This is a genomic window from Rhodospirillales bacterium, assembly GCA_016699855.1.
Classification (GTDB): Bacteria; Pseudomonadota; Alphaproteobacteria; order Reyranellales; family Reyranellaceae.
Genome location: CP064988.1, coordinates 448,617 through 472,653, shown reverse-complemented (window position 1 = coordinate 472,653; position 24,037 = coordinate 448,617). Strand labels below are relative to the sequence as shown.

General features: G+C 71.8%; 17 protein-coding genes. 5 read left to right on the top strand and 12 right to left on the bottom strand.

The features are described from left to right. Positions 1-24 precede the first annotated feature (24 nt). Positions 25-1,500: a M81 family metallopeptidase gene (locus IPK81_02220; protein ID QQS13104.1), complete on the bottom strand. Its 1,476-nt coding sequence runs from the start codon at positions 1,498-1,500 to the stop codon at positions 25-27. Between the two features lie 225 nt (positions 1,501-1,725). Beyond that, the gene (locus tag IPK81_02215; protein QQS13103.1) at positions 1,726-2,193 is read right to left on the bottom strand and encodes an Lrp/AsnC family transcriptional regulator; all 468 of its coding nucleotides are present in this window, start codon (positions 2,191-2,193) and stop codon (positions 1,726-1,728) included. A gap of 91 nt (positions 2,194-2,284) precedes the next feature. On the opposite strand from IPK81_02215, the gene IPK81_02210 reads away from it, so the two are divergent. From IPK81_02210 to IPK81_02200, 3 genes are read left to right on the top strand one after another with little or no spacing between them, the layout of a single operon-like run. Then, positions 2,285-3,190, top strand: a complete 906-nt coding sequence (locus tag IPK81_02210) for a phytanoyl-CoA dioxygenase family protein (protein ID QQS13102.1) — start codon at positions 2,285-2,287, stop codon at positions 3,188-3,190. A gap of 2 nt (positions 3,191-3,192) precedes the next feature. Beyond that, the gene (locus IPK81_02205) at positions 3,193-3,684 is read left to right on the top strand and encodes a hypothetical protein (protein QQS13101.1); all 492 of its coding nucleotides are present in this window, start codon (positions 3,193-3,195) and stop codon (positions 3,682-3,684) included. 18 nt (positions 3,685-3,702) lie between these two features. Beyond that, positions 3,703-4,047, top strand: a complete 345-nt coding sequence (locus IPK81_02200; GenBank protein ID QQS13100.1) for a hypothetical protein — start codon at positions 3,703-3,705, stop codon at positions 4,045-4,047. Between the two features lie 268 nt (positions 4,048-4,315). On the opposite strand, the gene rnr is transcribed toward IPK81_02200, so the two are convergent. The 5 genes from rnr to IPK81_02175 all read right to left on the bottom strand — a co-directional run bounded on the left by rnr (position 4,316) and on the right by IPK81_02175 (position 15,971). Beyond that, on the bottom strand, positions 4,316-6,589 hold the full coding sequence (gene rnr, locus IPK81_02195) for a ribonuclease R (GenBank protein ID QQS13099.1): 2,274 nt from the start codon (positions 6,587-6,589) through the stop codon (positions 4,316-4,318). A gap of 315 nt (positions 6,590-6,904) precedes the next feature. Next, complete coding sequence (gene topA / locus IPK81_02190) at positions 6,905-9,595, bottom strand: type I DNA topoisomerase (GenBank protein ID QQS13098.1); 2,691 nt, start codon at positions 9,593-9,595, stop codon at positions 6,905-6,907. 67 nt (positions 9,596-9,662) lie between these two features. Beyond that, positions 9,663-10,940: a DNA-protecting protein DprA gene (gene dprA, locus IPK81_02185; GenBank protein QQS13097.1), complete on the bottom strand. Its 1,278-nt coding sequence runs from the start codon at positions 10,938-10,940 to the stop codon at positions 9,663-9,665. 510 nt (positions 10,941-11,450) lie between these two features. Next, positions 11,451-14,783 carry an AAA family ATPase gene (locus IPK81_02180; protein ID QQS13096.1) on the bottom strand — a complete coding sequence of 1,111 codons (3,333 nt, stop codon included), beginning with the start codon at positions 14,781-14,783 and terminating at the stop codon, positions 11,451-11,453. 66 nt (positions 14,784-14,849) lie between these two features. Continuing rightward, positions 14,850-15,971: an ABC transporter permease gene (locus tag IPK81_02175; GenBank protein QQS13095.1), complete on the bottom strand. Its 1,122-nt coding sequence runs from the start codon at positions 15,969-15,971 to the stop codon at positions 14,850-14,852. A 167-nt stretch (positions 15,972-16,138) separates the two neighbouring features. Between IPK81_02175 and IPK81_02170 the strand changes: the two genes are divergently transcribed. Beyond that, entirely contained in the window at positions 16,139-16,984 is an 846-nt protein-coding gene (locus IPK81_02170) for a phytanoyl-CoA dioxygenase (GenBank protein QQS13094.1), read from the top strand. On the opposite strand, the gene IPK81_02165 is transcribed toward IPK81_02170, so the two are convergent. The 5 genes from IPK81_02165 to IPK81_02145 all read right to left on the bottom strand — a co-directional run bounded on the left by IPK81_02165 (position 16,965) and on the right by IPK81_02145 (position 23,365). Beyond that, positions 16,965-18,197, bottom strand: a complete 1,233-nt coding sequence (locus IPK81_02165) for an MFS transporter (protein ID QQS13093.1) — start codon at positions 18,195-18,197, stop codon at positions 16,965-16,967. The genes IPK81_02170 and IPK81_02165 overlap by 20 nt on opposite strands. A gap of 11 nt (positions 18,198-18,208) precedes the next feature. Then, a complete protein-coding gene (locus tag IPK81_02160; GenBank protein ID QQS13092.1) occupies positions 18,209-19,366 on the bottom strand; it encodes a TauD/TfdA family dioxygenase in 1,158 nt (385 codons plus the stop codon). Positions 19,367-19,391: 25 nt separating this feature from the next. Beyond that, positions 19,392-20,456: a hypothetical protein gene (locus tag IPK81_02155; GenBank protein ID QQS13091.1), complete on the bottom strand. Its 1,065-nt coding sequence runs from the start codon at positions 20,454-20,456 to the stop codon at positions 19,392-19,394. Positions 20,457-20,533: 77 nt separating this feature from the next. Beyond that, positions 20,534-21,562 (bottom strand): ABC transporter permease, encoded by a 1,029-nt coding sequence (locus IPK81_02150; GenBank protein ID QQS13090.1) that lies wholly within the window; start codon positions 21,560-21,562, stop codon positions 20,534-20,536. Between the two features lie 228 nt (positions 21,563-21,790). Further along, positions 21,791-23,365 (bottom strand): ABC transporter substrate-binding protein, encoded by a 1,575-nt coding sequence (locus IPK81_02145; GenBank protein ID QQS13089.1) that lies wholly within the window; start codon positions 23,363-23,365, stop codon positions 21,791-21,793. A 188-nt stretch (positions 23,366-23,553) separates the two neighbouring features. Here IPK81_02145 and IPK81_02140 point away from each other — a divergent pair, with 188 nt between their 5' ends. Then, positions 23,554-24,036: a hypothetical protein gene (locus IPK81_02140; protein ID QQS13088.1), complete on the top strand. Its 483-nt coding sequence runs from the start codon at positions 23,554-23,556 to the stop codon at positions 24,034-24,036. Position 24,037: the final 1 nt, after the last annotated feature.

Below are 24,037 nucleotides of genomic sequence, written 5' to 3'. Positions count from 1 at the left end.
GACGACGCGCACCCGCCGGTCGGATCAATGGTTGCTGGCGGCGAACGGATCGTCGACCCGCGGCCAGTAGGCCGCCGTGCGCTTGACGTAGCGGATGTTGGCGAAGTCCGGCTCGATGCCGCCCGGCGTCGTGACGTACACGACCTCCGACGCGATCGGCGCGAAGCCGGCGTAGAAATGCTGCGACGATTTCACGACGATCAGCTTGTAGGCGGCGGGATCGAGCCCTAGCGGCTCGAACACGTCGGGGTTCAGCACCTGCGTGCGCCGCGTGTTGACGATCACGTCGACGCCGTCGCCTTGCAGCCACGCGAGGTTGCCGACGTTGCTCTTCACGCCGCTGTCGCCGAAGCTCTGCTTGCAGTCGTAGGCCAGCTTGCGCACGGTCACGACCATGTCGACGGGCTGGCCGCTGATCGGCCCGGACTTGCCGCCCAGCCGCATCTCCAGCGTCGCGCCCTCGCCCGCCTCCTCGGCGATGGCGAAGGCCATCGGATCCCACAGCAGGCAGACCAGCGCGTCCTTCGCGCCGCGGTCGAGCAGCGCCTTGAGCACGTGCGTGGCGTCGCTGGGCGAGCCGCCGCCGGCGTTGTGGGCCGTCTCCGCCGCGACCAGCGGCTTCGACGGAGTCCTCGTGGCGGCGCGCTCCGCCAGTCCCTCCGGCGTCCAGTAGTCGGTGCGCGTGCTCTCGCGCATGTCGAACAGCTCGCGGCCGAGCTTCTCCGCCAGCGCCAGCGCCTTGGCCTTGTCGCGGTCGGCGACCACGAGCGTGCGCGCGCCGGTCTCCGCGACGTCGCCCCATGGGAAGCCGTGGCCCAGCGACACCGAGAGGATGCCGTCCTTGCCCTCGAACGATTTCATGCGGTCGACGAAGCCGCGCATCGGCGCGATCGGCGTGCGGTACATCGACACCATGCGGCAGTCCCACATCGCCATCACGGGTTTGGTCTTGCCCTCCGCGGCGTCGGCGGCGATGCGGAACACCTCCTCGGCGCGGTCCATCGAATCGACGTGCGGATATTCCTTGAACGTCACCAGCGCGTCGGCGCTGGCCAGCATCGCCTCGGTCAGATGGCAGTGCAGGTCGAGCTCGCCGGCCACGACGGCCTTCGGACCGACGACGGCGCGCACGCGCGCCAGCAGGTCGCCCTCGCAATCGTCGTAGCCGTCGGCGACCATCGCGCCGTGCATGTTGATCAGCGCGATGTCGACCGGCATCGCCTTCGCGAGGTCGGCGAGGATCTCGTCGCGGTAGGCCTCGTAGACCGAGCGCACCGTGATGCCCGACGGCTCGGCGAAGGCGCACAGGCTCTCGACCACCTCCCAGCCGCGCTCCTCCGCGCGCTTGCGCCAGACATGCAGCGGCGCGGAGAACAGGTTGGGCGTGTGCTTGGTGGCGTCGCCGCGGTAGAAGGCGCGCTCCTCGAAGGTGCGGCGGCCGGTGGGGAAGGGCACGAAGGTGTTGGTCTCGGTGCCGAGACAGGCGATGAAAACGCGCACGCGGGGGCTCCTGACGGGGCGGGGCGGGGCACGCTAGACCATCGCGATCCGCGTTTCCACGACACGCTCAATACGCCGTGCGCGCGGCACCTCCGCGGAAAATGATTTTCTTGTGCCGCAGCGGTTTCTCCGATTCGGGACGTGCCGCCGGAGGGCGGATTCGCGTTTTGTATATTGTATTTTGTATACAATATACAAAACGGCCCCTTTCGACACCCGGAGCGTTCACTCCGACAGCCGCGCGATCTCGGGACGGCTGCGCTGGTCGAAGATGATCGAGGTCTCGATCCGGGTGACACCCGGCCGGTTGGTGAAGCTGTCGAGCGCGAGGTCCTTCAGATGCGCCATGTCGCGCGCCACGACATGGACGACGAGGTCGTGGCGCCCGGTGATGAGGTAGGCCGACCGCACCTCGGGGATCGAGACGACATCGGCCATGAGCGTGTCGACGGTCGCGCGCTCGTGCTTGGCGAGTTCGATGAACAGCAGGGCCTCGATGCCGACGCCCATGTGTTTCGCGTCGACGACGGCGTGCGCGCCCGTCAGCACGCCCTCGCTCCACAGCCGCTTGACCCGCTCGTGGCAACTCGACGGCGCGAGGCCCACCCGGGCTGCGAGGTCCTTGTTCGGGACGCGGGCATCATTCTGTAAAATCGCCAGAATGGCGAAGTCAGTTCGGTCTAGCGTCGTCATCGCCGCCCTTTAGCCGAAAACTCTTCGATTGCCTAGAACGCGCCGAGAACACTACGTTCAGGCCGTCGCTGCAACGTGGCGAGGGCAACCCATGAGCTTCGTCCTGTCCCGGCTCGCCGAGATCACCGGCGACGACGTCGAGCGGTTCCGCAGGGACGGTTTCCTCGTGGTCGAGGGCGTGCTCTCGACCGAGCGCGTCGCGGCGCTACGCGAGAGCTTCCCCAAGCTGTTCGCCGGCAAGTTCGACACGGGCGTCTACCCCGACGAATGGTACTGGCGCGAGGGCATGAGCCTGCCCGACGTCACGCGCCACATGGGCAACGCGTGGAAGGCCGATCTCACCGTCGCCAAGCTGGCGCTGTCGGCCGAGATCGGACGCGCCGCCGGAGCGCTGACCGGCTGGCCCGGCGTGCGACTCGGACAGGACACGATCTGGTGGAAGCCGCCGAAGACGAAGGCGGTCACGCTGCACCAGGACAGCTCGTTCATGGATTTCCTCGATCCGCCGCTCACCGTCACCTGCTGGGTGACGCTCGACGACACGCACCGCGACGCCGGCACGCTGGAATACGTGCCCGGCTCGCACCGTTGGCCGTTGACCCCGATCCCGGAGGGCTTCCACGCGCCGGATGATCACCGCGCCGGCATGAAGCTGGCGGCCCGCGGCGCCGGCGTCGCGGACCCCGAGCCCTTCTTCATCGAGGTGCCGGCCGGCTCCTGCGTGTTCCACGCCGGCGAGATCTGGCACGGCTCCGCGGCCAACGGGTCGGCCGACCGGATGCGGCGGTCGATCGGCATCCACATGACCCAGGCGGACGCGCGGTTCTCCGACCGGCACGGAGGCTATATCTACCGGCGCTACCAGCGCACCGACGACCCCACGCTCGACGAGAGCTATTTCCCGATACTGTGGAGCCGGCACGGCCACCGCACGCCGTGGATCGACCATTACTGCGCGACCGGACGGCGCAGCGTGTCGCGACAAGAGGAGGGATGACGATGAACGACCAGTCCGGGCCGACGCCGGTGCCGTACATGGAGCGCACGCGGTACTACTACCGGGCGCTCGGCTACCCGACCGACTACGTGTGGGCGCGCCACGACGACGCCCCGTTCACGCGCCCCGCCAAGCCGATGCGCGAGGCTACCATCGCGCTGATCACGACGGCCGGCCCGCCCGACCGCTCCAACCGCGATGCGCGCAACCGCAAGCACGTCTGGTCGGGCGACGTCGCCAACCCGCCCGCCGGGTTCGACACCGATCTCGCCTGGGACAAGGAGGCGACGCACGTCGACGACCGCGAGACGTTCCTGCCGATCGACGCGATGCGCAGGCTGGCCGCGAAGGGCGTGATCGGCCGGCTCGCGCCGCGCTTCCACGGCGCGCCGACGGACTACAGCCACCGCAAGACCAACGAGCACGACGCGCCGGAACTCCTGCGGCGGCTGCGCGAGGACGGCGTCGACGCCGCGATCCTCACCGCCCTTTGACCCGTCTGCCACCAGACCGTGAGTCTGGCCGCGCGTCATCTCGAAGCCAACGGCATCCCGACCGTCGTCATCGGCTCGGCGAAGGACATCGTCGAGCATTGCGCCGTGCCGCGCTTCGTCTTCAGCGACTTCCCGCTGGGCAATCCCTGCGGCCATCCGTGGAACCCGGCGATGCAGACGGAGATCGTTCGATCAGCCGTGTCGCTGCTCGACACCGCGACCGCGCCGCGCACGACGCTGCGCGCGCCGTTCGAGTGGAAGCCCGACCCGGAGTGGCGCGCCCGCTACAACCGCGTGCGCCCCGAGGACCGCGAGCGGCTGCTCGCGGTCGGCGACGCAAGGCGGGAGGCGCGGCGCATCTGACCTCGCGTTTGCATCCCTTCTCCCCCGTCATCGGGGGAGAAGGTGCCCGAAGGGCGGATGAGGGGCCTTCGCCGTTGTCGTCACGCGCTCGGTGGATGCAATCGCCATAACGGCGATACTGCGTCGCGGCGGCGCTGCGCTTCTCATCCGGCGCTGCGCGCCCCCTTCTCCCGCGATGGCGGAGGAGAGGGGGGGAGAATACGAAAAAAGTACCAGAGCGCCGCCCTACGACGGGGTGAAGGCAGGCACGTCGCTGGCCGAGGCCTGCTTACCGGCGCTTCTGCCCGCCCCGCCGCGGCAGCTTCGGGCGCGCGGGCTTGCCCGGGAAGCGGCGTTCGGGGCGCGCGTCGGGGCGCTGCGGGCGCTGCGGCTGGTCGCCGCCGATCACCTCCATCAGCTCGAACAGCAGGCCACCGGTGGCGACGTCGGCCTCGCGCACGCGCACGCGGACCTTCTCGCCGAGGCGGAAGGTGGTGCCGGTGCGGCTGCCGACCAGCGCCTGTCCCGGTTCGTCGTGGTTGAAGTATTCGGCGCCCAGCGTCTTGATCGGGATCAGGCCGTTGGCGCCGGTCTCGTCGAGCTCGACGAACAGGCCGAAGCGCGTGACGCCGGTGATGCGGCCGTTGAACGAGGCGCCGACGCGGTCCGCCATGTAGGCGGCCATGTAGCGGTCCATCGCGGCGCGCTCGGCGGCGATGGCGCGGCGCTCGCACATCGAGATGTGCTCGCCGGCCTCGGGGAACGTCGCGCCGGCGACCTCGGGCAGGCGGCCCTCGCCGAGGCCGAGACCGGCGATCAGCGCGCGGTGCACCAGCAGGTCGGAATAGCGGCGGATCGGCGAGGTGAAATGCGCGTAGCGCCGCAGCGCCAGGCCGAAATGGCCGACGTTCTCCGGGCTGTACACGGCCTGGCTCTGGCTGCGCAGGATGGTCTCGTGCACGACGCGCTCGAACGGTTGGCCGGCGACCTTCTTCAGCACGTTCTCGAAATCGCGCGGCTTGAGGTTGACGCCCGGCGGCATGCCGACGCCCAGCGTCTTGAGGAAGCCGCGCAGCGATTCGATCTTGGCGGCGTCGGGCGGCGCGTGGACGCGGTACATGCAGGGCATGCGCCGCTCCTCCAAGGTCTCGGCCGCCGCGACGTTGGCGAGGATCATGAACTCCTCGATCAGCCGGTGGCTGTCGTAGCGCTCGCGCGGGCTGATGTCGGCGATGCGGCCGTCGTCGGCCAGCCGCACCATGCGCTCCGGCAGGTCGAGATCGATGGTGCCGCGGGCGCGCCGCGCCTTGAGCAGCGAGGCGAAGGCGCCGTAGAGCGGGGCGACGACGCCGTCCATCAGCGGCGCCAGCTCGTCGTCGGGGAAGCCGTCGCGGGCGCGCTGCGTGCGCGTGTAGGTCAGCCGCGCGGCGGAGTGGATGAGGGCGCGGTGGAAGCGGTGGCGCTTGAGCTCGCCGTCGGCGTCGACCCACATCTCGGCGACCAGGGTCGGGCGGTCCTCGCGCGGGCGCAGCGAGCACCAGCCGTTGCTGAGCTCCTCCGGCAGCATCGGCACGACGCGGTCGGGGAAGTAGACGGAGTTGCCGCGGCGGTAGGCGCAGCGGTCCAGCGCGTCGTCGGGGCGCACGTACCAGGCGACGTCGGCGATCGCCACCATCAGGCGCCAGCCGCCGGCGTTGTCGGCGGCTGGATCGGGCTCCGCGAACACCGCGTCGTCGAAATCGCGCGCGTCCTCGCCGTCGATGGTGACGAAGGGCACGGCGCGCAGGTCGTGGCGGTGGGCGACGGGCGCGGCCTTGGCGCGGCGCGCCTGCTCCAGCGCGTCCTCGGGGAACTCCACGGGGATGTCGTTGGCGGCGATGGCGATCAGGCTGACGGCGCGCGGCTCGCGCAAGGTGCCGACCTTCTCGACGACGCGGCCGCGGCGGGCCAGCGGTCCGCCGATCTGCTCGATCCACACCACGTCGCCGGTGGCGGCGCCGTCGGTGGCGTCGGCCGCGACCTCGATCTCGAAGCGCAGCTTGCGGTCGGTCGGCCGCACGATGGCGGCGCCGCGCGGGCCGCCGATGGTCTCGACCACGCCCAGCACGCGGCGCGCGCCGTGTCCGACCTTGCGCACGATGCGCGCCTCGTAGCGGGCCTCGCCGCGGCGGCGCAGCGACACCAGCAGCCGGTCGCCGGGGCCGGGCGCGGCGTGGTCGGAGGACGGCAGCACGACGATCTCCGGCGGCGGCGCGCCGTCATCGGAATCCCAGCGCACGGGACGGGCGAGAAGGTCGCCGTCGGAATCGGGGCCCGTGATCTCGACCACGAGATGCTCGGGCAGGGCGCCGGGATCCATCAGCTCGCGGCGGTTGCCGCGCGCCACCTCGCCGTCGGCGCGCAGCTCGCGCAGCAGCGCCTTCAGCGGCACCCGGTCGGCGCCCTTGACGTTGAACGCCTTGGCGATCTCGCGCTTGCCCACCGGCACCGGACTTTCGCGGATGAAGGCCAGGATCTTCTCCTTCGTCGGCAGCGCGGGCGCGGGCTTCTTCGGTCTGCTCAAGGGCGGGGTCCTGACGGGATGTGTCGCGCGGGGCGGCGTGGGAGCGAACGAGCGCGTGCGGCCGACGCGAAGCCCCTCATCCGCCCTTCGGGCACCTTCTCCCCCTCGTCAGGGGGAGAAGGGAAGAGCATCAGCGCCGACACGGCGAAGCAAACCGGGACCTTCTCCCCTCCTTCGAGGCGAGAAGGGAGGAGAACGCTTTTCCCTTCTCCCCCTGACGAGGGGGAGAAGGTGGCGCGGAGCGCCGGATGAGGGGCTTCGTTCCGGTCACGAGATGTCGAGGATCTGGCGGCCGGCCGACGCATCGCGCGAAATCTAGGCCGCTTCCTTGTCGGGGGCGGGCTTCTTCGGGGCGGCGGCTTTCTTTTTCGCGGCGGGCTTCTTCTTGGCGGCGGGCTTCTTGGCGGCGGCGGCCGCGCCGTCCGCGGCGGGCTTCGCGGCCTTGGCGGCTTTCGGCGCGGCCTTGCGGGCGCCGCCGCGTCTGCCGCCGGTGCCGGCGACGCTGGCGCGGGCGGCGATCAGCGGCAGCGCCTCCTCGAGCGTCACGCTCTCCGGCGCCAGGCCCTTGGGCAGCGTGGCGTTGACCTTGCCGTGCTTGACGTAGGGGCCGTAGCGGCCGGCGAAGACCTCGACCGGGCCGCCATCGGGATGGTCGCCGAGGGTGCGCAGCGGCGTCGCCGCCGCGCGGCCGCGGCCGGGACCCTTGGCCTCGGCCAGCAGCGCCACGGCGCGGTTCATGCCGATGGCCAGCACGTCCTCGTCGGCGGGGATCGATTTGTAGGCGGTGCCATGCTTCACGTAGGGGCCGAAGCGGCCGATGCCGGCGAGGATCGGCACGCCGGTCTCGGGATGCGGGCCGAGCGTGCGCGGCAGGGCGAGGATCGCCAGCGCGGTCTCGAGCGTGACGTCGGCGGCGTTGTGGCCCTTGGGCAGCGAGGCGCGCTTGGGCTTGTCCTTGCCCTCGGCCTCGCCGAGCTGGACGTAGGCGCCGTAGGGGCCCTGGCGCGCCGAGACCACCTTGCCGGTGTCGGGATCGGGGCCGAGCTCGCGCGGACCGTCGAGCGCGCCCTCGGCGGAATCGTCGTTGGCGGCGATCGCCAGCCGGCGGGTGTAGCGGCAGGTCGGGTAGTTCGAGCAGCCGATGAAGCCGCCGAACTTGCCGAGCTTGAGGTTGAGGCGGCCCTCGTTGCAGGCCGGGCAGCCGCGCGGATCCTTGCCGTCGGCGCGCTCGGGGAAAAAGTGCGGGCCGAGCGCGGCGTCGACCGTGTCGAGCACGTCCTTGACCCGCAGCTCCGTGGTCTCGTCGACCGCGCCCTTGAAGTCGCGCCAGAAGTCGCGCAGCACGGCGCGCCAGTCGGCGCGGCCGCCGGAGATGTCGTCGAGCTGCTCCTCGAGGCCGGCGGTGAAGTCGTAGCCGACGTAGCGCGGGAAGTAGGACGAGAGGAACGACACGACGATCCGGCCGCGGTCCTCAGGCACGAAGCGCTTGCGGTCGAGCTTCACGTAGTTCCGGTTCTGCAGCACCTCGATGATGCTGGCGTAGGTCGAGGGCCGGCCGATGCCGAGTTCCTCCAGCCGCTTGACCAGCGACGCCTCGCTGTAGCGCGGCGGCGGCTCGGTGAAGTGCTGCTCGGGAACGACGGCGCCGCGCTTCAGCGCCTCGGTCTCGCTGACGTCCGGCAGGCGGGCGGCGGCCTCGTCCTCCTCGTCGTCGCGGCCCTCCTCGTAGAGGGTGAGGAAGCCGTCGAATTTCAGCACGGAGCCGGTGGCGCGCAGGCGCACGTTGTGGTCGCCGGAGTCGATGTCGACCGTGACCTGGTCGAACACCGCGCTCTCCATCTGGCACGCCACCGTGCGCTTCCAGATCAGCTCGTAGAGCCTGAGCTGGTCGCGGTCGAGATGGCGCGCCACGCTGTCGGGCGTGCGGAACAGGTCGGTCGGCCGGATCGCCTCGTGGGCCTCCTGCGCGTTCTTGGCCTTCGAGGTGTAGAAGCGCGGCTTCTCCGGCAGGTACGCGGCGCCGTAGCGCGTCTCGATCAGCTTGCGGGTCTGGGCGCGGGCCTCCGGCGCGAGGTCGACGCCGTCGGTGCGCATGTAGGTGATCAGGCCGACGGTCTCGCCGTCGACGTCGACGCCTTCGTAGAGCCGCTGCGCCACGCGCATGGTGTGGGCGGCGCCGAAGCCGAGCTTTCGCGACGCCTCCATCTGCAGGCTCGAGGTGATGAACGGCGGCGGCGGGTTGCGCCGCACCTGGCGGCGGTCGACGCCGCCGACCGTGAAGGCGCGGTGCTCGATCTGCGCCTTGGCCGCCATCGCCTCGGCCTCGGTGCCGAGGTCGAACTTTTCGAGCTTCTGGCCGTTGAGATGGGTCAGGCGCGCCTTGAAGGTCTGGCCGCGCGGCGTCGTGAACTCGGTGTCGAGCGTCCAGTACTCGCGCGCCTTGAACGCCTCGATCTCGGCCTCGCGCTCGCAGATCAGGCGCAGCGCCACGGACTGCACGCGGCCGGCCGAGCGGCTGCCCGGCAGCTTGCGCCACAGCACCGGCGAGAGCGTGAAGCCGACGAGGTAGTCGAGCGCGCGGCGCGCCAGATAGGCGTCGACCAGCGGCTGGTCGATCTCGCGCGGGTTGGCGACGGCGTCCTGGACGGCCTGCTTGGTGATGGCGTTGAAGGCGACGCGCTTGACCACGACGCCGCCCAGCGCCTTGCGCCGGGCGAGGATGTCGCGCACGTGCCAGCTGATCGCCTCGCCCTCGCGGTCGGGGTCGGTGGCGAGGTAGAGGATCTTGGCGCCGCGCACGGCGTCGGCGATGTCGGACACGCGCTTCTGGGACTTGGGATCGATCTCCCAGTCCATGGCGAAATCCTCGTCCGGACGCACCGAGCCGTCCTTGGCCGGCAGGTCGCGGACATGGCCGAAGCTGGCCAGCACGCGGTAGCCGGGCCCGAGGTACTTGCCGATGGTCTTGGCTTTGGCCGGCGACTCGACGACGACGACGTTGGTCATGAATACCCGCTGGCCCGCATTCGTCCGGGCATCCGGAATCGCCCGAATCTGCCGCGAAACCAACGCGTTAGATCAGGGCGATCATGTTTCCCGGGCGCCGCTCGATCCGGCCGGCCAGCTCCAGATCGAGCAGCGCGGCCGTCGCGGCGGCGGGCGAGACATGGCAGCAGCGGATGATTTCGTCAACCGGGGTGGGCGCCCGGGTGAGCGCGGCGGCGATCCGCTCGGCGACCGCCTCCGGGTCTGAAGTTTCCATGAATTCAATAGGTTGAGCGTCCACGCCCGGCGTTGGCGACGGGTCGTCATGGCCGGACTGTCCACCGCCAAGCGGCATGGGGGCGGGCTCTGCAGGCCGGGTCCGGCGCCGCTTCGGGGCCGGCGCCGGGGGGGCGAGCGGTCGTGGCGGCGGCGCGGGCGCGGCGGCGGGATCGGGCAGGATCGCGGCGATATCGGCGATCTCCTCGACCAGATGGGCGCCATCTCGGATCAGGCGGTTGCAGCCGCGGGCGCGGGGATCGAGCGGCGATCCGGGGATCGCGAACACCTCGCGGCCCTGGTCGGCGGCCTGGCGGGCGGTGATCAGCGAGCCGGATTGCAGCGCCGCCTCGACCACCAGCACGCCCAGCGACAGGCCCGACACGATGCGGTTGCGGCGCGGGAAATGGCGGGCCTGCGGCACGGCGCCCAGCGGCGCCTCCGACACGATGGCGCCGGCCGCCGCGATCTCGCGGTAGAGGTCATCGTTCTCCGGGGGATAGACGACGTCGACCCCACCCGCCAGCACCGCGACCGTGCCGGTCGGCAGCGCCGCCCGGTGCGCCGCGGTGTCGACGCCGCGCGCCAGGCCGGAGACCACGACGAAGCCGCGCCCGCCGAGTCCGGCCGCGAAATCCGTCGCCAGCCGGCGCCCGCCGACGGAGGCGTTGCGCGCGCCGACCACGGCGATGGCGGACCGCGACAGAAGCGCGGCGTCGCCGATCACCGACAGCACCGGCGGCGCGTCGCCGAGCTGGGTCAGCGCGGCGGGATAGTCGGCGTCACCCGCGATCACGAAGCGGCCTCCGAGCGCCGCCAGCGCGTCCGCCTCGTCGCGTAGCGCCGCGGCGCCGGGCGGCCGCGGCGCCGATTGGAACCCCGCGCGCTTGGCCAGCGACGGCAGCGCGTCGAGCGCGGCGGCGGCCGAGCCGTAGTGGCCGACCATCTCGTGGAAGGTGACCGGCCCGATGCGCGGCGTGCGCGCCAGCCGGGCCCGTGCCATGCGCTCGCCCGTCAGCGGCGGCCCCGCCGGCCGCGCGGCCGCCTCGGGCGCGGACGCGATGAACGGCAAGCGCAGCGACAGGTTCATGGAATGTTCTATAAGCGATAGTCTTTGATAGATAAATAAACCGTAGGTTGCATATAGTCTTCCAGCCGAAGAGGCGCGCGGGGTCGATTGGCGTCCGACTCAAACTGTTGTGTGTTTCGGCGCCGGACACCAATGCTTGTGGCCGGGGTCACAGCGATGTGACCTGCGTCGCGGCGCCGTCGCAATTGGTCCGAATTTCAAACGCAAGCGCCGACGAATATCCGCCGCGCCGGAGGAAGCGACCCATGTGGGCGCCGGGCTCCGGAGATGGGGGACCTCCATGTTCAAGCTCGCTTTTGTCCTTGTCGGCGTCGCGTTCCTCGCCTCGGCCTGCGTCACCGGCAGCCGCGGCTACCAGGGCTCCAACCGCGGTTCGGGCTCGTTCACCCCTCAGCGGCGAGGGCGGCTACAGCGGCAGCTCGTCGGGCGACTACCGCCGCTACCGCACGGACCGCGACCGCTAACGCCGGGCGCGACGGGCGCGGACGGGGAGACCCGTCCGCGGCTTTTTCATGCGCCGGCGGCGCGCAGGGCGTCGTCCAGACCCTCGCGCAGACGGACCGCCCCGGTACGCGCCGACAGGTCGAGTAGCGCGTGGCCCTCCGCCGTCATCTCGGCCGACAGCGCGCCACGCATCGCGGCCGCGAGAACGCGGCCGCGGCGGACGAGGAAGTCGGCCATCGGCATCGGCTCTTCGCTGTAGAACGCCGCCAGCTTCGCGCACTGGTCCTCGACCATGTCCGGATCGCCGAGCCTGCGGGCCAGCTCTATCAGGTTGCGGCGGGCGACGACGTGGTTGTGCGCCAGCACCTTTCCGGCCAGCAGCGTCTCGGCCTCGTCGACGAGCGCGGCGCGCGCGGCGGGATCCGCCTCCAGCAAGGCGTTCTGGCTGAGCGCGGCCGGCCCCCAATAGCTCATCGTCGTGTCGCGCGCGATCCGCAGGCCTTCCACCAGGTGCGGGCGGGCGGCCTCGGGACGGCCGGCGTCGATCTCGATGTCGGCGAGGAAGGCGAGGTTCTCGGGCTCGAACCGCCAGGCCTCCAGCTCGGCGACGATGGCGCGCGCGCGGTCTATGTGCGGGCGGGACTCCTCCGCGCGTCCGAGTTCGAGAAGCGCGAAGACGCACATATGCCGCGAGATCAGCTCGGCCCGCTTCTGGCCGACGGAGATCGCCAGCGCCACGCTCTCGTGCGCCGCGGCAAGCGCCTCCTCCAGTCGCAACGCGTAGAAGGTGGTGAACGCGAACATCGGCCGGTTGGAGACCTCGACACGGCCGAGTCCGATCCGCCGGCTCTCCTCGACGCACTCGCCGAAATGGCGGGCGCAGCGCGCGATGTTGCCGCGCGCGTACTCCGCGTCGCCCAGCCCGCCCAGCGCCCGCGCCCGCGCCTCGGCGTCGCCGGCACGCTCGGCCAGCTCGAGCGCCGCCCGGTGCTCGGCGAGGCACTCCTCGACGCGCCCCAGCGGGAACAGGAGGTTGCCGCGCGTGAAGCGGCAGCGGGTCTGGATGTCCAGCCAGCCGCCTTCCTCCGCCAGCGCCTGCGCCGCCGCCACGTCCTCGAACGCCGCCGGAAGCTGGTCGAGGATGCGCCGCGCCGAGGCGCTGCCCAGCAGCGCGAGGCTGCGACCGCGCGCATCGCCGCCGGCCGCGAGCGCCTCCTGGTAGGCGGCCAGCGCCTCGCGCGCGCGGCCGCCGTCGAGCAGCGTGTCGCCCTTCAGAGTCAGCAACGCCGCGCGCGCTGGACCGTCGCCGGCCAGTTCGGGGCCGCGGTCGACCAGCGGCAGCGCCTCGCTGGGCCGGTACCGCCGCAAACGGTCCTCGGCCGCCTGCCGGTAGGCGTCGCCGGCGTCGGGCGACCCGGCGTGGTCGAGGTGGGAGGCGCGCATCAGCGGATCGCGGCCCTCGAACCAGCCGCCGGCGCGCAGGTGCAGGGCGCGGCGCGGCTCGGCCAGCAGCGAGCGCAGCACCCCTTCGCGGATCAGCGCGTGCGCGAACATCAGGTCGACGCCGTCGACGCGAAGCAGCCCGGCAGCGAGCAGGGCGGCGGCGTCGTAGGCGGGATCTCCTAGCAGAGCGCGCAGCGCCTCGCGGTCGAAACGCTGCCCCAGCACGGCCGCGGCGTGGATGGCGGCCCGGTCGGCGGGCCGCAACCGGTCGACGCGCGCCACGACGATGCCGCGCAACGACGGCGGTAGCTCGCCGCTGGCCTCGGTGGCGTTGCGCAGAAGCTGCTCGAGGAACAACGGGTTGCCGCCGGCGCGCTCGACGCAGGCGCGCACGGTCTCCTCGGGCAGGCGCGACACGTGGCCGACGATCGCCGCCGCGTCCTGCGCCCGCAGCGGACCCAGGTCGAGGGCGACGAGCGGCGCGCCGGCCGGACGCACGCGCAGGGCCTCCAGAAGGCGCTCGTTCTCCGGCCGAGAGGCGAGGAGCACGACCAGCGCCGCGTCGTCGGCGACGCCCGCCAGCCGCACCAGCGCCTCGATCAGCGCCTCGTCGGCCCAGTGCACGTCCTCGACGACCACCAGCGCCGGCCCGCGGGTGAGCGCGCGGCGGACCAGCAGGACGACGGCGTCGTGGCGTCCGGCGCGCCGGCTGGCCTCGTCCGAGGCGTCGATCACGGCGCGTAGGTCCGGTGTCAGGGGCGCGTCGGCCAGTTCGCGCAGGAAGGCGCGCTGACGTGTGTCAGCGGACGCGTCCACGGCGGCGGACGCGACGGCGGCGGCACGTGCCTCGGGCGCGGCGTCCGGCGCCAGGCCCAGCAGACTGTCGGCCAGCCGGCGCAGGGGATCGCGCTCGAGGCCGGCGCCGAAATCGAGCACGTGGCAGGCGTGCGTGGCGATGCCGCGCTCGGCGGCCATCCGGCGCGCCTCGCCGACCAGCCGGCTCTTGCCGATGCCGGGCTCGCCGCGCACGTAGACCAGCGCGCCGGCGCCGTCGGCGGCCGCGCCGTCGAGCAGCGCCGCGATCTGCGCGACCTGCGGTCCGCGGCCGACGAACGGCGTCATCGGCGCGCCCTCGCCGGGCGCCGCCAGGTCCACGACGCGCCACGCGTCGACGGGCTCGGCGTAGCCTTTGATCTCCTGCCGGCCCATCGCCTCGAGCACGGCGCCGCCGGCGAGCGCGTCGCGGGTCGCGCCGGAGACCAGCACCCCGCCCGGCGGGGCGAGGCCCGTCAGCCGCGCCGCGAGGTTCACCGTGTCGCCGATGGCGGTGTAGCCGCCGCCGGAGCCGCCGACGATCACCTCGCCGGCGGCGATGCCGGCGTGCACGTCGAGGGCGCGGCCCAGCTCGCGCGACAGCGCCGGCATCCGGTCGCGCAGCTCGATGGCGGCGCGCACCGCCCGCATCGCGTCGTCGTCGTGCGCCACCGGCGCGCCGAACAGCGCCATCACGGCGTCGCCGATGTGCTTGTCGACGGTGCCGCCGTGGCGCACCACGATCTCGTCGGCGGCCGCGAGGTAGCGGTCGAGCAGGGCGTGCACGCTCTCGTCGCTGAGCTCGCGCGACATCGCCGTGAAGCCGCACAGATCGGCGAACAGCACCGTCACCGGCCGCCGTTGCGCGTCCACAGCCGGCGCCGCGGCTTGGATCGGAGCGGCGGGCGCCGCCGCCGGAGCGGGTGCCGCGGCGGGGGCGTCGAGCGCGGCGATGGCGTCGAGCAGACGGCGGCGGTGGCCGACCGAGGTGACGCCGAGGTCGCGCAGATCGTCGGCTGTCAGGCGCCGCAGCGTGTCGCCGTCGACGTCGTTACCGGCGAACGCCGCCGCATAGGCGCCGAGCCCGAGCTTCTCCAGCCACGCCGTGACGTCCATCGCCACCGCCCCCGAGGTGGTATCCACCGCCGATCAACGCGCGGTCGGCGCCGCGGCGTCAAGCCGATTCGGCCGCGGGCCGACCCGGCCGCGTCACCGCAGCTTCGGATTGAGCGCGTCGCGCAGCCAGTCGCCGAGCAGGTTCACGGCCAGCGACAGCACCACCAGCGCCAAGGCCGGGAAGATCACGATCCACCATTCGCCGGAGAACAGGAACGCGTTGCCGATGCGGATCAGGGTGCCGAGCGACGGCTGGGTCGGCGGCATGCCGACACCGAGGAACGACAGCGAGGCCTCGGCGATGATCGCCAGCGCCAGACCGATGGTGGCGATCACCAGCACCGGGCCGATGGCGTTGGGCAGCACGTGCTTGAGCGCGATCTTGACGCCGGGGATGCCGATGATGCGCGCGGCGCTGACGTAGTCCTTGCCTTTCTCGGCCAGGGTCGTGGCGCGGGTGACGCGGGCGAATTGCGGCCAGTTGGCGAAACCGATGGCGAGGATCAGCACCCAGATCGCGAACCGGTCGTGGAAATCCTTGGGCAGGGCGGCGCGCGCCACGCCGTCCAAGGTCAGGGCGATCAGGATCGCCGGCACGGTGAGCTGGATATCGGCCACGCGCATGATCAGGTTGTCGGCCCAGCCGCCGCGGAAGCCGGCGGTGAGGCCGAGCCCGACGCCCAGCGTCACCGCGAAGCCGATAGCGGCGGCGCTGACCAGCAGCGACACGCGGCAGCCGTACATGATGGCGGACAGCACGTCGCGGCCCTGGTTGTCGGTGCCCAGCGGGAACACCTTGCCGCCCTGTGCCGCCTCGCGGCCCTCCGCCGTCCAGATCGGCTTGGTGAAGGCGTCCATCAGGTTCAGCGATTTCGGGTCGAACGGATCGTGCGGCGCCAGCCACGGGGCGAACACGGCGCCGAGCACGAAGACCACCGTGACGATGGCGGCCGTGACGGTCAGCGGCGAGCGCGTGAAGCTGTGCCAGAGATCTGAGTCGCGGAAGCGCGCGAGGGCGGAGGCTTGGGCCATCCCCCGATCATGCCGGGTCGCAGGCGCGGGTGGAAGCGGGACGGCGTGCGCCGAACTCCTCCCTCGCCGCCCGCTTGCGGGGGGAGAGGGAAGGGGCCCGCGCGCAGCGCGGGAAGGGTGAGGTGGGTCGTTGTGGAGTCCGCCGGGGCCGATATCGGCGCGCGTCGCCTCTCGAAATGACATTCCGACCGATACAACGACCACCTCACCCTCCCGTCGCTCCGCGACGGGCCCCGCCCTCTCCCCCGCTGCGCGGCGGAGAGGGAATGGCGTCACCGTCTGGACAACGCGGCCCGCGCGCACTACGTCGCGGCGGCGGGGCGATGGGCTCCGCGGTGCGGGGATCCACCATGGCGTCCACGGGCGGCGGCCGGGCGCGCGGGCTGAGCGACGCCCAGGTGCGGGCGTTCGTCCGCGACGGCTACGCGCGGATCGACGGCGCCTTCTCGCGCACGCTGGCCGACCAGATGCTGCGGATCCTGTGGCGTGCCACCGGCTGCGATCCGCGCGACCGCGCCACCTGGACGCGGCCGCTGATCCGATTGGGCGCCTACGGCCAGCGACCGTTCCAGCGCGCCGCCAACACGGCGGTGCTGCGCGCGGCCTACGACCAGCTCGTCGGCGCGGGGCGGTGGCGCCCGCGCCGCGACCTCGGCGGCATCCCCGTGCGGTTTCCGAGCGCCGCCAGCCCCGGCGACGAGGGCTGGCATCTCGACGTCAGCTTCCCCGGCGTGGGCGCCGATCCCGAGGAACGCCACGATTTCTCGGATTGGCGGGTGAACGTGACGTCGCGCGGGCGGGCGCTGCTGATGCTGTTCCTGTTCTCCGATGTCGGCGTCGACGACGCGCCGACGCGGATCCGCGTCGGCTCGCACATGGACGCGGCGCGGCGGCTGAAGGCGGCGGGCGACGCGGGGCTGCCGGCGACGGCGTTCGGCGACACCGGCGCCGGCTTGCCGGAGGCGCTGGCGACCGGCGCGGCCGGCACGGTCTACCTGTGCCATCCATTCATCGTCCACGCGGCGCAGCGGCACCGGGGATCGACGCCGCGCTTCATGGCGCAGGCGGCGTTGGGTCCGGCCGAACCGCTGCGCCTGCGCCGCGACGACGGCGCCTATTCACCGGTGGAGATCGCGATCCGCCGCGCGCTGAGTCGGCGCCGGCGCCGGACGCCGGCTAGCGGCCGCGCCGCATGAACGCCAGCGCGGCGCCCAGCAGCGCCAGCGCCGCCGAGAGGGGGCCGAAGCCGGCGAAGCCCTGCGTGGCGAACATCCATCCGCCCAGCGCGGCGGCGCCGACCCAGCCGATGCTGGCGCAGGTGCCGTTGAGGCCCATCACCGTGCCGCGCACGTCCTCGGGCACGTCGGCCAACGCCGCCATCAGGGACGGCCGGCCGAGCGCGTTGATGAACGAGTAGACGAAACCCAACGCCACGGTCGTGACCATGTCGGGCCGCCACGCGAACAGCGCCAGGCTGGCGAAGGCGGTGATCGCCATGCACAGCCCGAAGGCGCCGAGGCGGTCGCGCGTGCGGTCGGCCAGCGGGCCGCCGGCGGCGGTGCCGATGACGTTGCCCATGGCGATCAGCACCAGCGGGATGGCGACGTCGTGCAGGGACGCCTTGTATTCCTGCTGCAGGAAGGTGGCGAAGTAGATGACCACGAGGCCGTAGCAGATGCGCTCGGCGATCCCCATGGACAGCAGCGAGATCACGGGCGCCGAGAAGGCGCCGCGGAACGATCCCGCCGGCGCGCCGCCGTGTCCGCGGCCTGTGGCGCCGCCGCGCGTGCTGGCCCACAGCGTCAGCGATCCGGCGATCGCCAGCGCGGCGAGGCACACGTGCCAGCCGCGCCAGCCCAGCGATGCGCCGACCCAGGCCGCCAGCGGCACGCCAACCACCAGGGTGAGGGACTGGCCGCTCATCACCCAGCTCAGCGCCCGGCCGCGGTGGGTCGACGGCGCGCGCGCCGCGACCTCGGCGAAGATCGTGCCCATGTAGAGGCCGCTGCACGCGCCGCCCAGGGTCGCCCAGATGGCGACGCGGAGATAATCGTCGGCCTGCGCCACGGCCACCATGCACAGGCCCAGCGCCAGCGGTCCGCCGATCAGGAACGGGCGGCGGCCCCAGCGGTCGGCGGCGATGCCGGCCAGCAGCGAGGTCACGCCCCAGGCCGTGGCGGTCATCGACACGAGGTTGGCGATCAGGACCAAACTGACCTGGAGATCCGCCGACATCGAGAGCAGGAACGGCGCCCGGGTCGTGCCGCTGGCGGTGGCGGCGAAGGCGCCGAGGCAACCGGCGGCCAGCAGCAGCCACGGCATCGCCGCGACGGCCGGGGTGGCGGTGGCGCTCGCAGGGGGCGCGGTCGAGGGGACGCGGGCGCCGTCGCCGGCGGAGTTCACGGACATCGGCGGCGATCCTACAGGATGGATCGACGGTCTACGAACGATTCGCGACGGCGGCGCCCGCGTGGCGGGCATGCGCCGCCGGTCGCGCGGGAGGTCCGCGGCCGCCCTGATTCCGCCGCCATCGCGGGCGCGGCGAGGGACACCGGCGCGGTCGAAAGATCCCTCGCCGCGCTCGGGGTCGCATCGGGGGCGGCGACCCTCAGTACGCGCCGCGCTCGAACTCGCGGATCGGGCGCTTGCCGGGCGGAGCGACGACGGCGCCCTTGCCGTCGGGCAGCGGCGCGGCGTCCTGCGGCGTGTAGGGGCCGGAGACGCCGACCACCTCGTCGCCGGCGACGGTGACGCGCTCCATCGTGCGGCGGGCGGGATAGTAGTCGTGGGCGGCGTAGTGCTGGACGGCGCGGTTGTCCCACATCACGACGGTGTTCGGCTTCCAGCGCACGCGCATCTGGTACTCGGGGATGGCGGCGCGCGCGTAGAGGTATTTCAGCACCAGCTCGCTCGTCGTCGGCCACGCCCTTGAGGCGGACGCAGAACTGGGCGCTGACGTTGAGGATGCGGCGTCCGTTGACGGGGTGCACGCGCACCACGGGATGCCACTGGTTCGGATACTTCGCCTCGATCTCCCGCAGCTTGGTCTGGTGCGCCTCGCCGCTGGTGAACAGCGTCCGCCAGGGCTTGAAATCGTGCAGCGCCTCCAGCCCGTGGATGTAGCGTTTCATCGGCTCGGACAGGCCGCGGTAGGCGGCGGTCATGCTGGCGAACAGCGTGTCGCCGCCGTGCTCCGGCACCACCCGCGCGCGCAGGATGGTGCCCAGCGGCGGCCGCGCCCGGAAGGTCTCGTCGGCGTGCCACTGGTCGGTGAGCCTGGGCGGATTGTCCGCGTGGTAGTCCAGCACGATCACCTCGCGCCTGTCGTCGAGGTTGGGCGAGAAGGGATGGATCGACAGCTCGCCGAAGCGGCGGCCGAACGCCATCTGCTCGTCGAGCGTGATGTCCTGGTCGCGGAACACCAGCACCTCGTACGCCGCCAGCGCGTCGTGGACGACGCGGAACTCCGCGTCGGTCAGGCGCCCGAGATGGACGCCCGCGATCTCGGCGCCGATGTTGCCGGAAATGGGGGTGACGACGACGTGCCCGGCCGCGGCCGGCGCGATGGCGGTGTCCATGGCGCTTCCTCAAGGCGCCGCGGCGTTAGGCGGTGGCGACGGCGTAGACGCCCTGCGCGGTGGGCGGCAGGCGGAACTCGCGCCACGAGGCGCCGCCGTCCTCCGTGCCGAACACCTGGCCGCGGCGGGTGGCGCAGTAGACCCGCGCCGGATGTGCGGCGCTGGGCGCGATGGTCATCAGCGTGCTCTCCATCGCCACGCCGGAGTCGAAGCGCGTCCACGAGGCGCCGAAATCGCGGCTGCGGTAGAGCGAGCCCTCGTCGCTGATGGCCGCGACGCTCAGCGCGGCGTAGAGCGTGTCGGGATCGTGCGGCGAGACCACGACGTCGCGCGCGTAGGTCAGCGGCGAGAAGCGGCCGATGCCGACCTCGCCGAACCGGCCGGCGCGGTCGTCGCTGCGGAACAGGCCCATGCGGTTGGCGAGGTAGACCGTGCCGGGATGCTTCGGGCTGACCGCCAGCGCGTGGCTGTCCATCATGCCCTCGGTCTCGGTGTCGCTGACGATGCGGCTGCGCAGCCTCGGCTCCTTGGTGAACTCCAGCAGGCTCGAATTGCAGCCTTCCCAGGTGTCGCCGCCGTCGAGGCTGCGCGACAGGCCGCCGACCTCGAAAGCGGCGTAGAGCGTGTCGGGGCTCCCCGGATCGATGGCGAGGCGGATGACGCGGCAGGCGAAGGCCATGCGCACCATGCCGGCGGGCTCGGGGATGTCGAGCTCGCGCCAGGTGGCGCCGCCGTCGCGGCTGCGGTGAACGGTGGTGCCCTGCGTGCCGACGTAGATCGTCCGCGGGTCCTTGGGGTGCAGCAGGATCGACCACACGACCTTGTCGTCGCCGGGCAGGCCGAGCGACGTCCACGTGTCGCCGGCGTCGCGGCTGACGTAGAGCCCGGCCTGGGTCCCGGCGTAGACGGTGCGCGGATCGCCCGGCACCACCACCACGGCGCGGACCTCGACGTCGGCGGGCAGGCCGCCGGCCAGCGCCGCGCATGCGCTGGTCGCGGGATCGATGCGGAACAGCCCGCCGGCGGTCGCACCGGATCTGCCGCCCGAGGACACCACCGGCGCGGCGCCGGCGTAGACGTAGTTCGCCATGGTTCCCTCCCGCCGCCGGTCTGGTGCCGGCAGGTCGATCCGGGAAGGCTACATCCGCAGGGCGGCGCGGTGAAGGGTCAGTGCGCGTTGCCGACGGCCTTGGCGCGGTCGACGCGCAGGCGGGGGTCGATCACGGCGTAGGTCAGGTCGACCACGAGGTTGATGACGACGAAGAAGAACGACACCAGCACGAGGTAGGCGGCCATCACCGGGATGTCGGCGAACTGCACGGACTGGATGAAGAGCTGGCCCATGCCGGGCCACTGGAACACCGTCTCGGTGATGATCGAGAACGCGATCAGGCCGCCGATCTGCAGGCCGATCACGGTGATCACCGGCAGCAGCGTGTTCTTGAGCGCGTGGCGGAAATGCACGGCGCGGTTGGTCAGCCCGCGGGCGCGCGCGAACTTGATGTAGTCGGTGCGCAGCACCTCCAGCATCTCCGAGCGGATCAGGCGCAGCACCAGCGTCATCTGGAACAGCGACAGCGTGACGGCCGGCAGCACGATCGCCTTGATCCCGCTGCCGGTCAGCAATCCGGTGGTCCACCAGCCCAGCCTGACGGTCTCGCCGCGTCCGAACGAGGGGAAGCAGAGGTCCGCGGTCAGGCCGAGCCAGTCGACCCAGCTCTTGCACTCCACCGAGAACACGTAGATCAGCAGGATGCCGCTGACGAAGGTCGGCATGGCGACACCGGCCAGCGACAGCGTCATGACCATGCGCGTGTCCCAGGTGTCGCGCCGCAGCGCCGTCAGCACGCCCAGCGGGATGCCCAGCGCCAGCGCCACCAGCGCGCCGCAGAACACCAGCTCGAGCGTCGCCGGCAGACGCTCGACGATCAGTTGTCCGACCGGCCGTGCCATGCGGTAGCTGCGGCCGAAATTGCCGGTCGCGGCGTTGCCGAGGAAGCGCACGAACTGCAGCGGCACGGGATCGTCCAGCCCGAGGTCGCGGCGCAGCTCCTCGCGCTCCTGCGGCGAGGCCTCCTGGCCGACCATGTTGCTGACCGGGTCGCCGACGAAGTTGAACAGCACGAAGCACAGGAACGACACCGCCGTCATGACGGCGGCGGCCTGCAGCAGGCGGGAGACGACGAAGCTCAGCATCGGGTCTTCCTCCCTCTCCGCCCGCATGCGGGGGGAGAGGGTCGGGGTGAGGTGGGTCGGCGCTGAAGAAGGGGGGTGTTCGATGCGGAAGTCCGTCGCCGTCGGTCCAGCGGCGCCGACGACCCCTCGACCACCTCACCCTCCCATGCGCCGCATGGGCGCCTCCCTCTCCCCCGCTACGCGGCGGAGAGGGGCAGGTTGGATGCGCGGACCCGGCGGAGGCGGCCGCTACTTCATCTTCGCGTAGCGCAGGTTGGGGGAGTCGGTGGCGAAGATCGGCATGTCGACCTTGTCGCTCATCGACCAGACGATCACCTGGTGGTGCAGCGGCAGGTAGGCGACGCTGTCCTTGGCGATCTTCCACGCCTCGGCGACCATCGCCTCGCGCTTGGCGGCGTCGACCTCGCGCGACATGGCGACGGTCAGCTCGTCGAGCCGCTTGTCGCTCAGGCCGGTGAAGTTCCACGTGCCGTTCTTGCCGTCGTTGGTCTGGTAGAGGAACGAGAACACGTAGTGCGAGTCGAGCGTCGGCACGCCCCAGCCCAGCAGGTAGAAGCTGCTGTCCTTCTTCTGCAGCTTGGGGAAGTGCAGCGTCTTGGAGCGGGCCTGCAGGTCGATCTGGACGCCGATCTGCGCCAGCATGGCGACGACGGCCTGGCAGATCGCCTCGTCGTTGTTGTAGCGGTCGTTGGGGCAGTCCAGCGTGACCTTGAAGCCGTTCGGGTAGCCCGCCTCGGCCATCAGCTTCTTCGCGCCGGCGAGGTCGAACGGCAGGCGCGCGTCGAGCGCCTTGGTCCAGCCGGCGACGCCGTCGGGCGTGATCAGCCCGGCCGGCGCGGCGAAGTTGCGCATCACCTTGGCGCGGATCGCGTTGATGTCGACCGCCTTGTACATCGCCTCGCGCACGCGCTTGTCGGCGAACGGGTTCTTGCCCTTGACGTCGCTGTACTTGAGCTCCGGCGAGCCGACGTCGAGGCCGAGGAAGATCGAGCGGATCTGCGCCGTCTCCAGCGTCTTCAGCCCCGCCGTCGACTTGATGCGGCCGATGTCCTGCAGCGGGATGTCGAGCACGAAGTCGAGCTGGCCGGAGATCAGGGCGGCGACGCGCGTGGCCGGCTCCTTGATCGGCGTGTAGACGACCTCGTCGGGATAGTCCTTCCACTGGTCCTTGCCCCAGTAGTTGGGATTCTTGACCAGCACGGTCTTCACGTCCGGGTCGCGCTGCTTGACCATGAACGGGCCGGTGCCCATGGCGTTGCGGACGGCGAAGGTCTCCTCCTTGTCCTTGAAGCTCTGCGGCTTCACGACGTTGTTCTTCTCCGACCACGCCTTGGACATGATGAAGATGTTGGTGAGCTGGTCGGGCAGGATCGGGTTCGGGCCGTCGGTGACCAGGTGCACCGTCAGAGGATCGACCGCCTTGGCCTCCTTGACCGACGCCAGGTACGTCTTGAAGTCCGAGCTCGGCGCCTTGACGCGCTCGATCGAGAACACGACGTCGGCGGCGGTGAATGGCGAGCCGTCGCTGAAAGTCACGCCGGGGCGCAGCTTGAACTCCCAGGTCGTGGCGTCGACCGCGCGCCACGAGAGCGCGAGGTTCGGAACCTTCTTCAACGTCGGGTCGCGCTGGATCAGCGGGTCGTAGATGTGCTGCGCCATCGCCGAGGTCGGTCCCTCGTTCTGCGAGTGCGGATCGAGCGTCAGCGCGTCGCCCTGGCTGGCCCAGCGCAGGGTCTTGGCCGACGCCGGCGCGGCGAGGGCGATCGCCGCGGCGGCGGCGATGAATAGACGTGAGAGTCGCATAGCGGCACCCCTGGTCGTTCTTGATGGCGGATTAGCGCGTGCGGCGGCGCGGGAGTCAACGGGCGCCCGGCTCGGCCGCGGGGACGCCGCGTCGCTGCGGGACGCACCCGCGGCGATCGGCTATGGTCGGCGATCATCTGGGCCGGCAGGGCCCGGCCGGCGGCCGATCGGTCGGAGGGGACGACACGATGGCCTTGAATTTCACGCCGCTGGTCTGGATCCACCTGCTGGTCAGCCTCGTGCCGCTGGTCGCCGGCGTGCCGGTGGCGCGCGGGTTGCTGGCGGGGCGCGACGCCGGCCGCTGGACCGACGTGTTCCTCGCCACCACGATCTCCACCACCGCGACCGGCTTCGTGATCCCCGCCGCCGGTTTCACCCCGGCGCACGCCACCGGGATTCTGGCGTCGCTGGTGATCGCGGCGATGATCCTAGCGCGGTACGTCTACAGCCTCGCCGGACTCTGGCGCTGGGTGTGGCCGGTCGGCCTCGTGGTCTCGTTCTATCTCGACGCCTTCGTGCTGGTGGCGCAGCTCTTCAACAAGGTGCCGGCGCTCGCGCGGCTGGCGCCGGGTGGCGGTGGCCCTGTGTTCGGCGGCGTCCAGCTCGTCCTGCTGGCGGTGTTCGTGGCGTTGGGTTGGAAGGCGGCGCGGCGGTACCACGCGGCGCGCTGAC

Coding starts and splice junctions, on each gene's coding strand:
- IPK81_02210 (QQS13102.1), top strand. CDS start 2,285: ATGAGCTTCGTCCTGTCCCGGCTCGCCGAGATCACCGGCGACGACGTC.
- IPK81_02215 (QQS13103.1), bottom strand. CDS start 2,193: ATGACGACGCTAGACCGAACTGACTTCGCCATTCTGGCGATTTTACAG.
- dprA (QQS13097.1), bottom strand. CDS start 10,940: ATGAACCTGTCGCTGCGCTTGCCGTTCATCGCGTCCGCGCCCGAGGCG.
- IPK81_02155 (QQS13091.1), bottom strand. CDS start 20,456: ATGGCGAACTACGTCTACGCCGGCGCCGCGCCGGTGGTGTCCTCGGGC.
- IPK81_02150 (QQS13090.1), bottom strand. CDS start 21,562: ATGCTGAGCTTCGTCGTCTCCCGCCTGCTGCAGGCCGCCGCCGTCATG.
- topA (QQS13098.1), bottom strand. CDS start 9,595: ATGACCAACGTCGTCGTCGTCGAGTCGCCGGCCAAAGCCAAGACCATC.
- IPK81_02140 (QQS13088.1), top strand. CDS start 23,554: ATGGCCTTGAATTTCACGCCGCTGGTCTGGATCCACCTGCTGGTCAGC.
- IPK81_02170 (QQS13094.1), top strand. CDS start 16,139: ATGGCGTCCACGGGCGGCGGCCGGGCGCGCGGGCTGAGCGACGCCCAG.
- IPK81_02205 (QQS13101.1), top strand. CDS start 3,193: ATGAACGACCAGTCCGGGCCGACGCCGGTGCCGTACATGGAGCGCACG.
- IPK81_02145 (QQS13089.1), bottom strand. CDS start 23,365: ATGCGACTCTCACGTCTATTCATCGCCGCCGCCGCGGCGATCGCCCTC.
- IPK81_02165 (QQS13093.1), bottom strand. CDS start 18,197: ATGTCCGTGAACTCCGCCGGCGACGGCGCCCGCGTCCCCTCGACCGCG.
- IPK81_02175 (QQS13095.1), bottom strand. CDS start 15,971: ATGTCATTTCGAGAGGCGACGCGCGCCGATATCGGCCCCGGCGGACTC.
- IPK81_02160 (QQS13092.1), bottom strand. CDS start 19,366: ATGGACACCGCCATCGCGCCGGCCGCGGCCGGGCACGTCGTCGTCACC.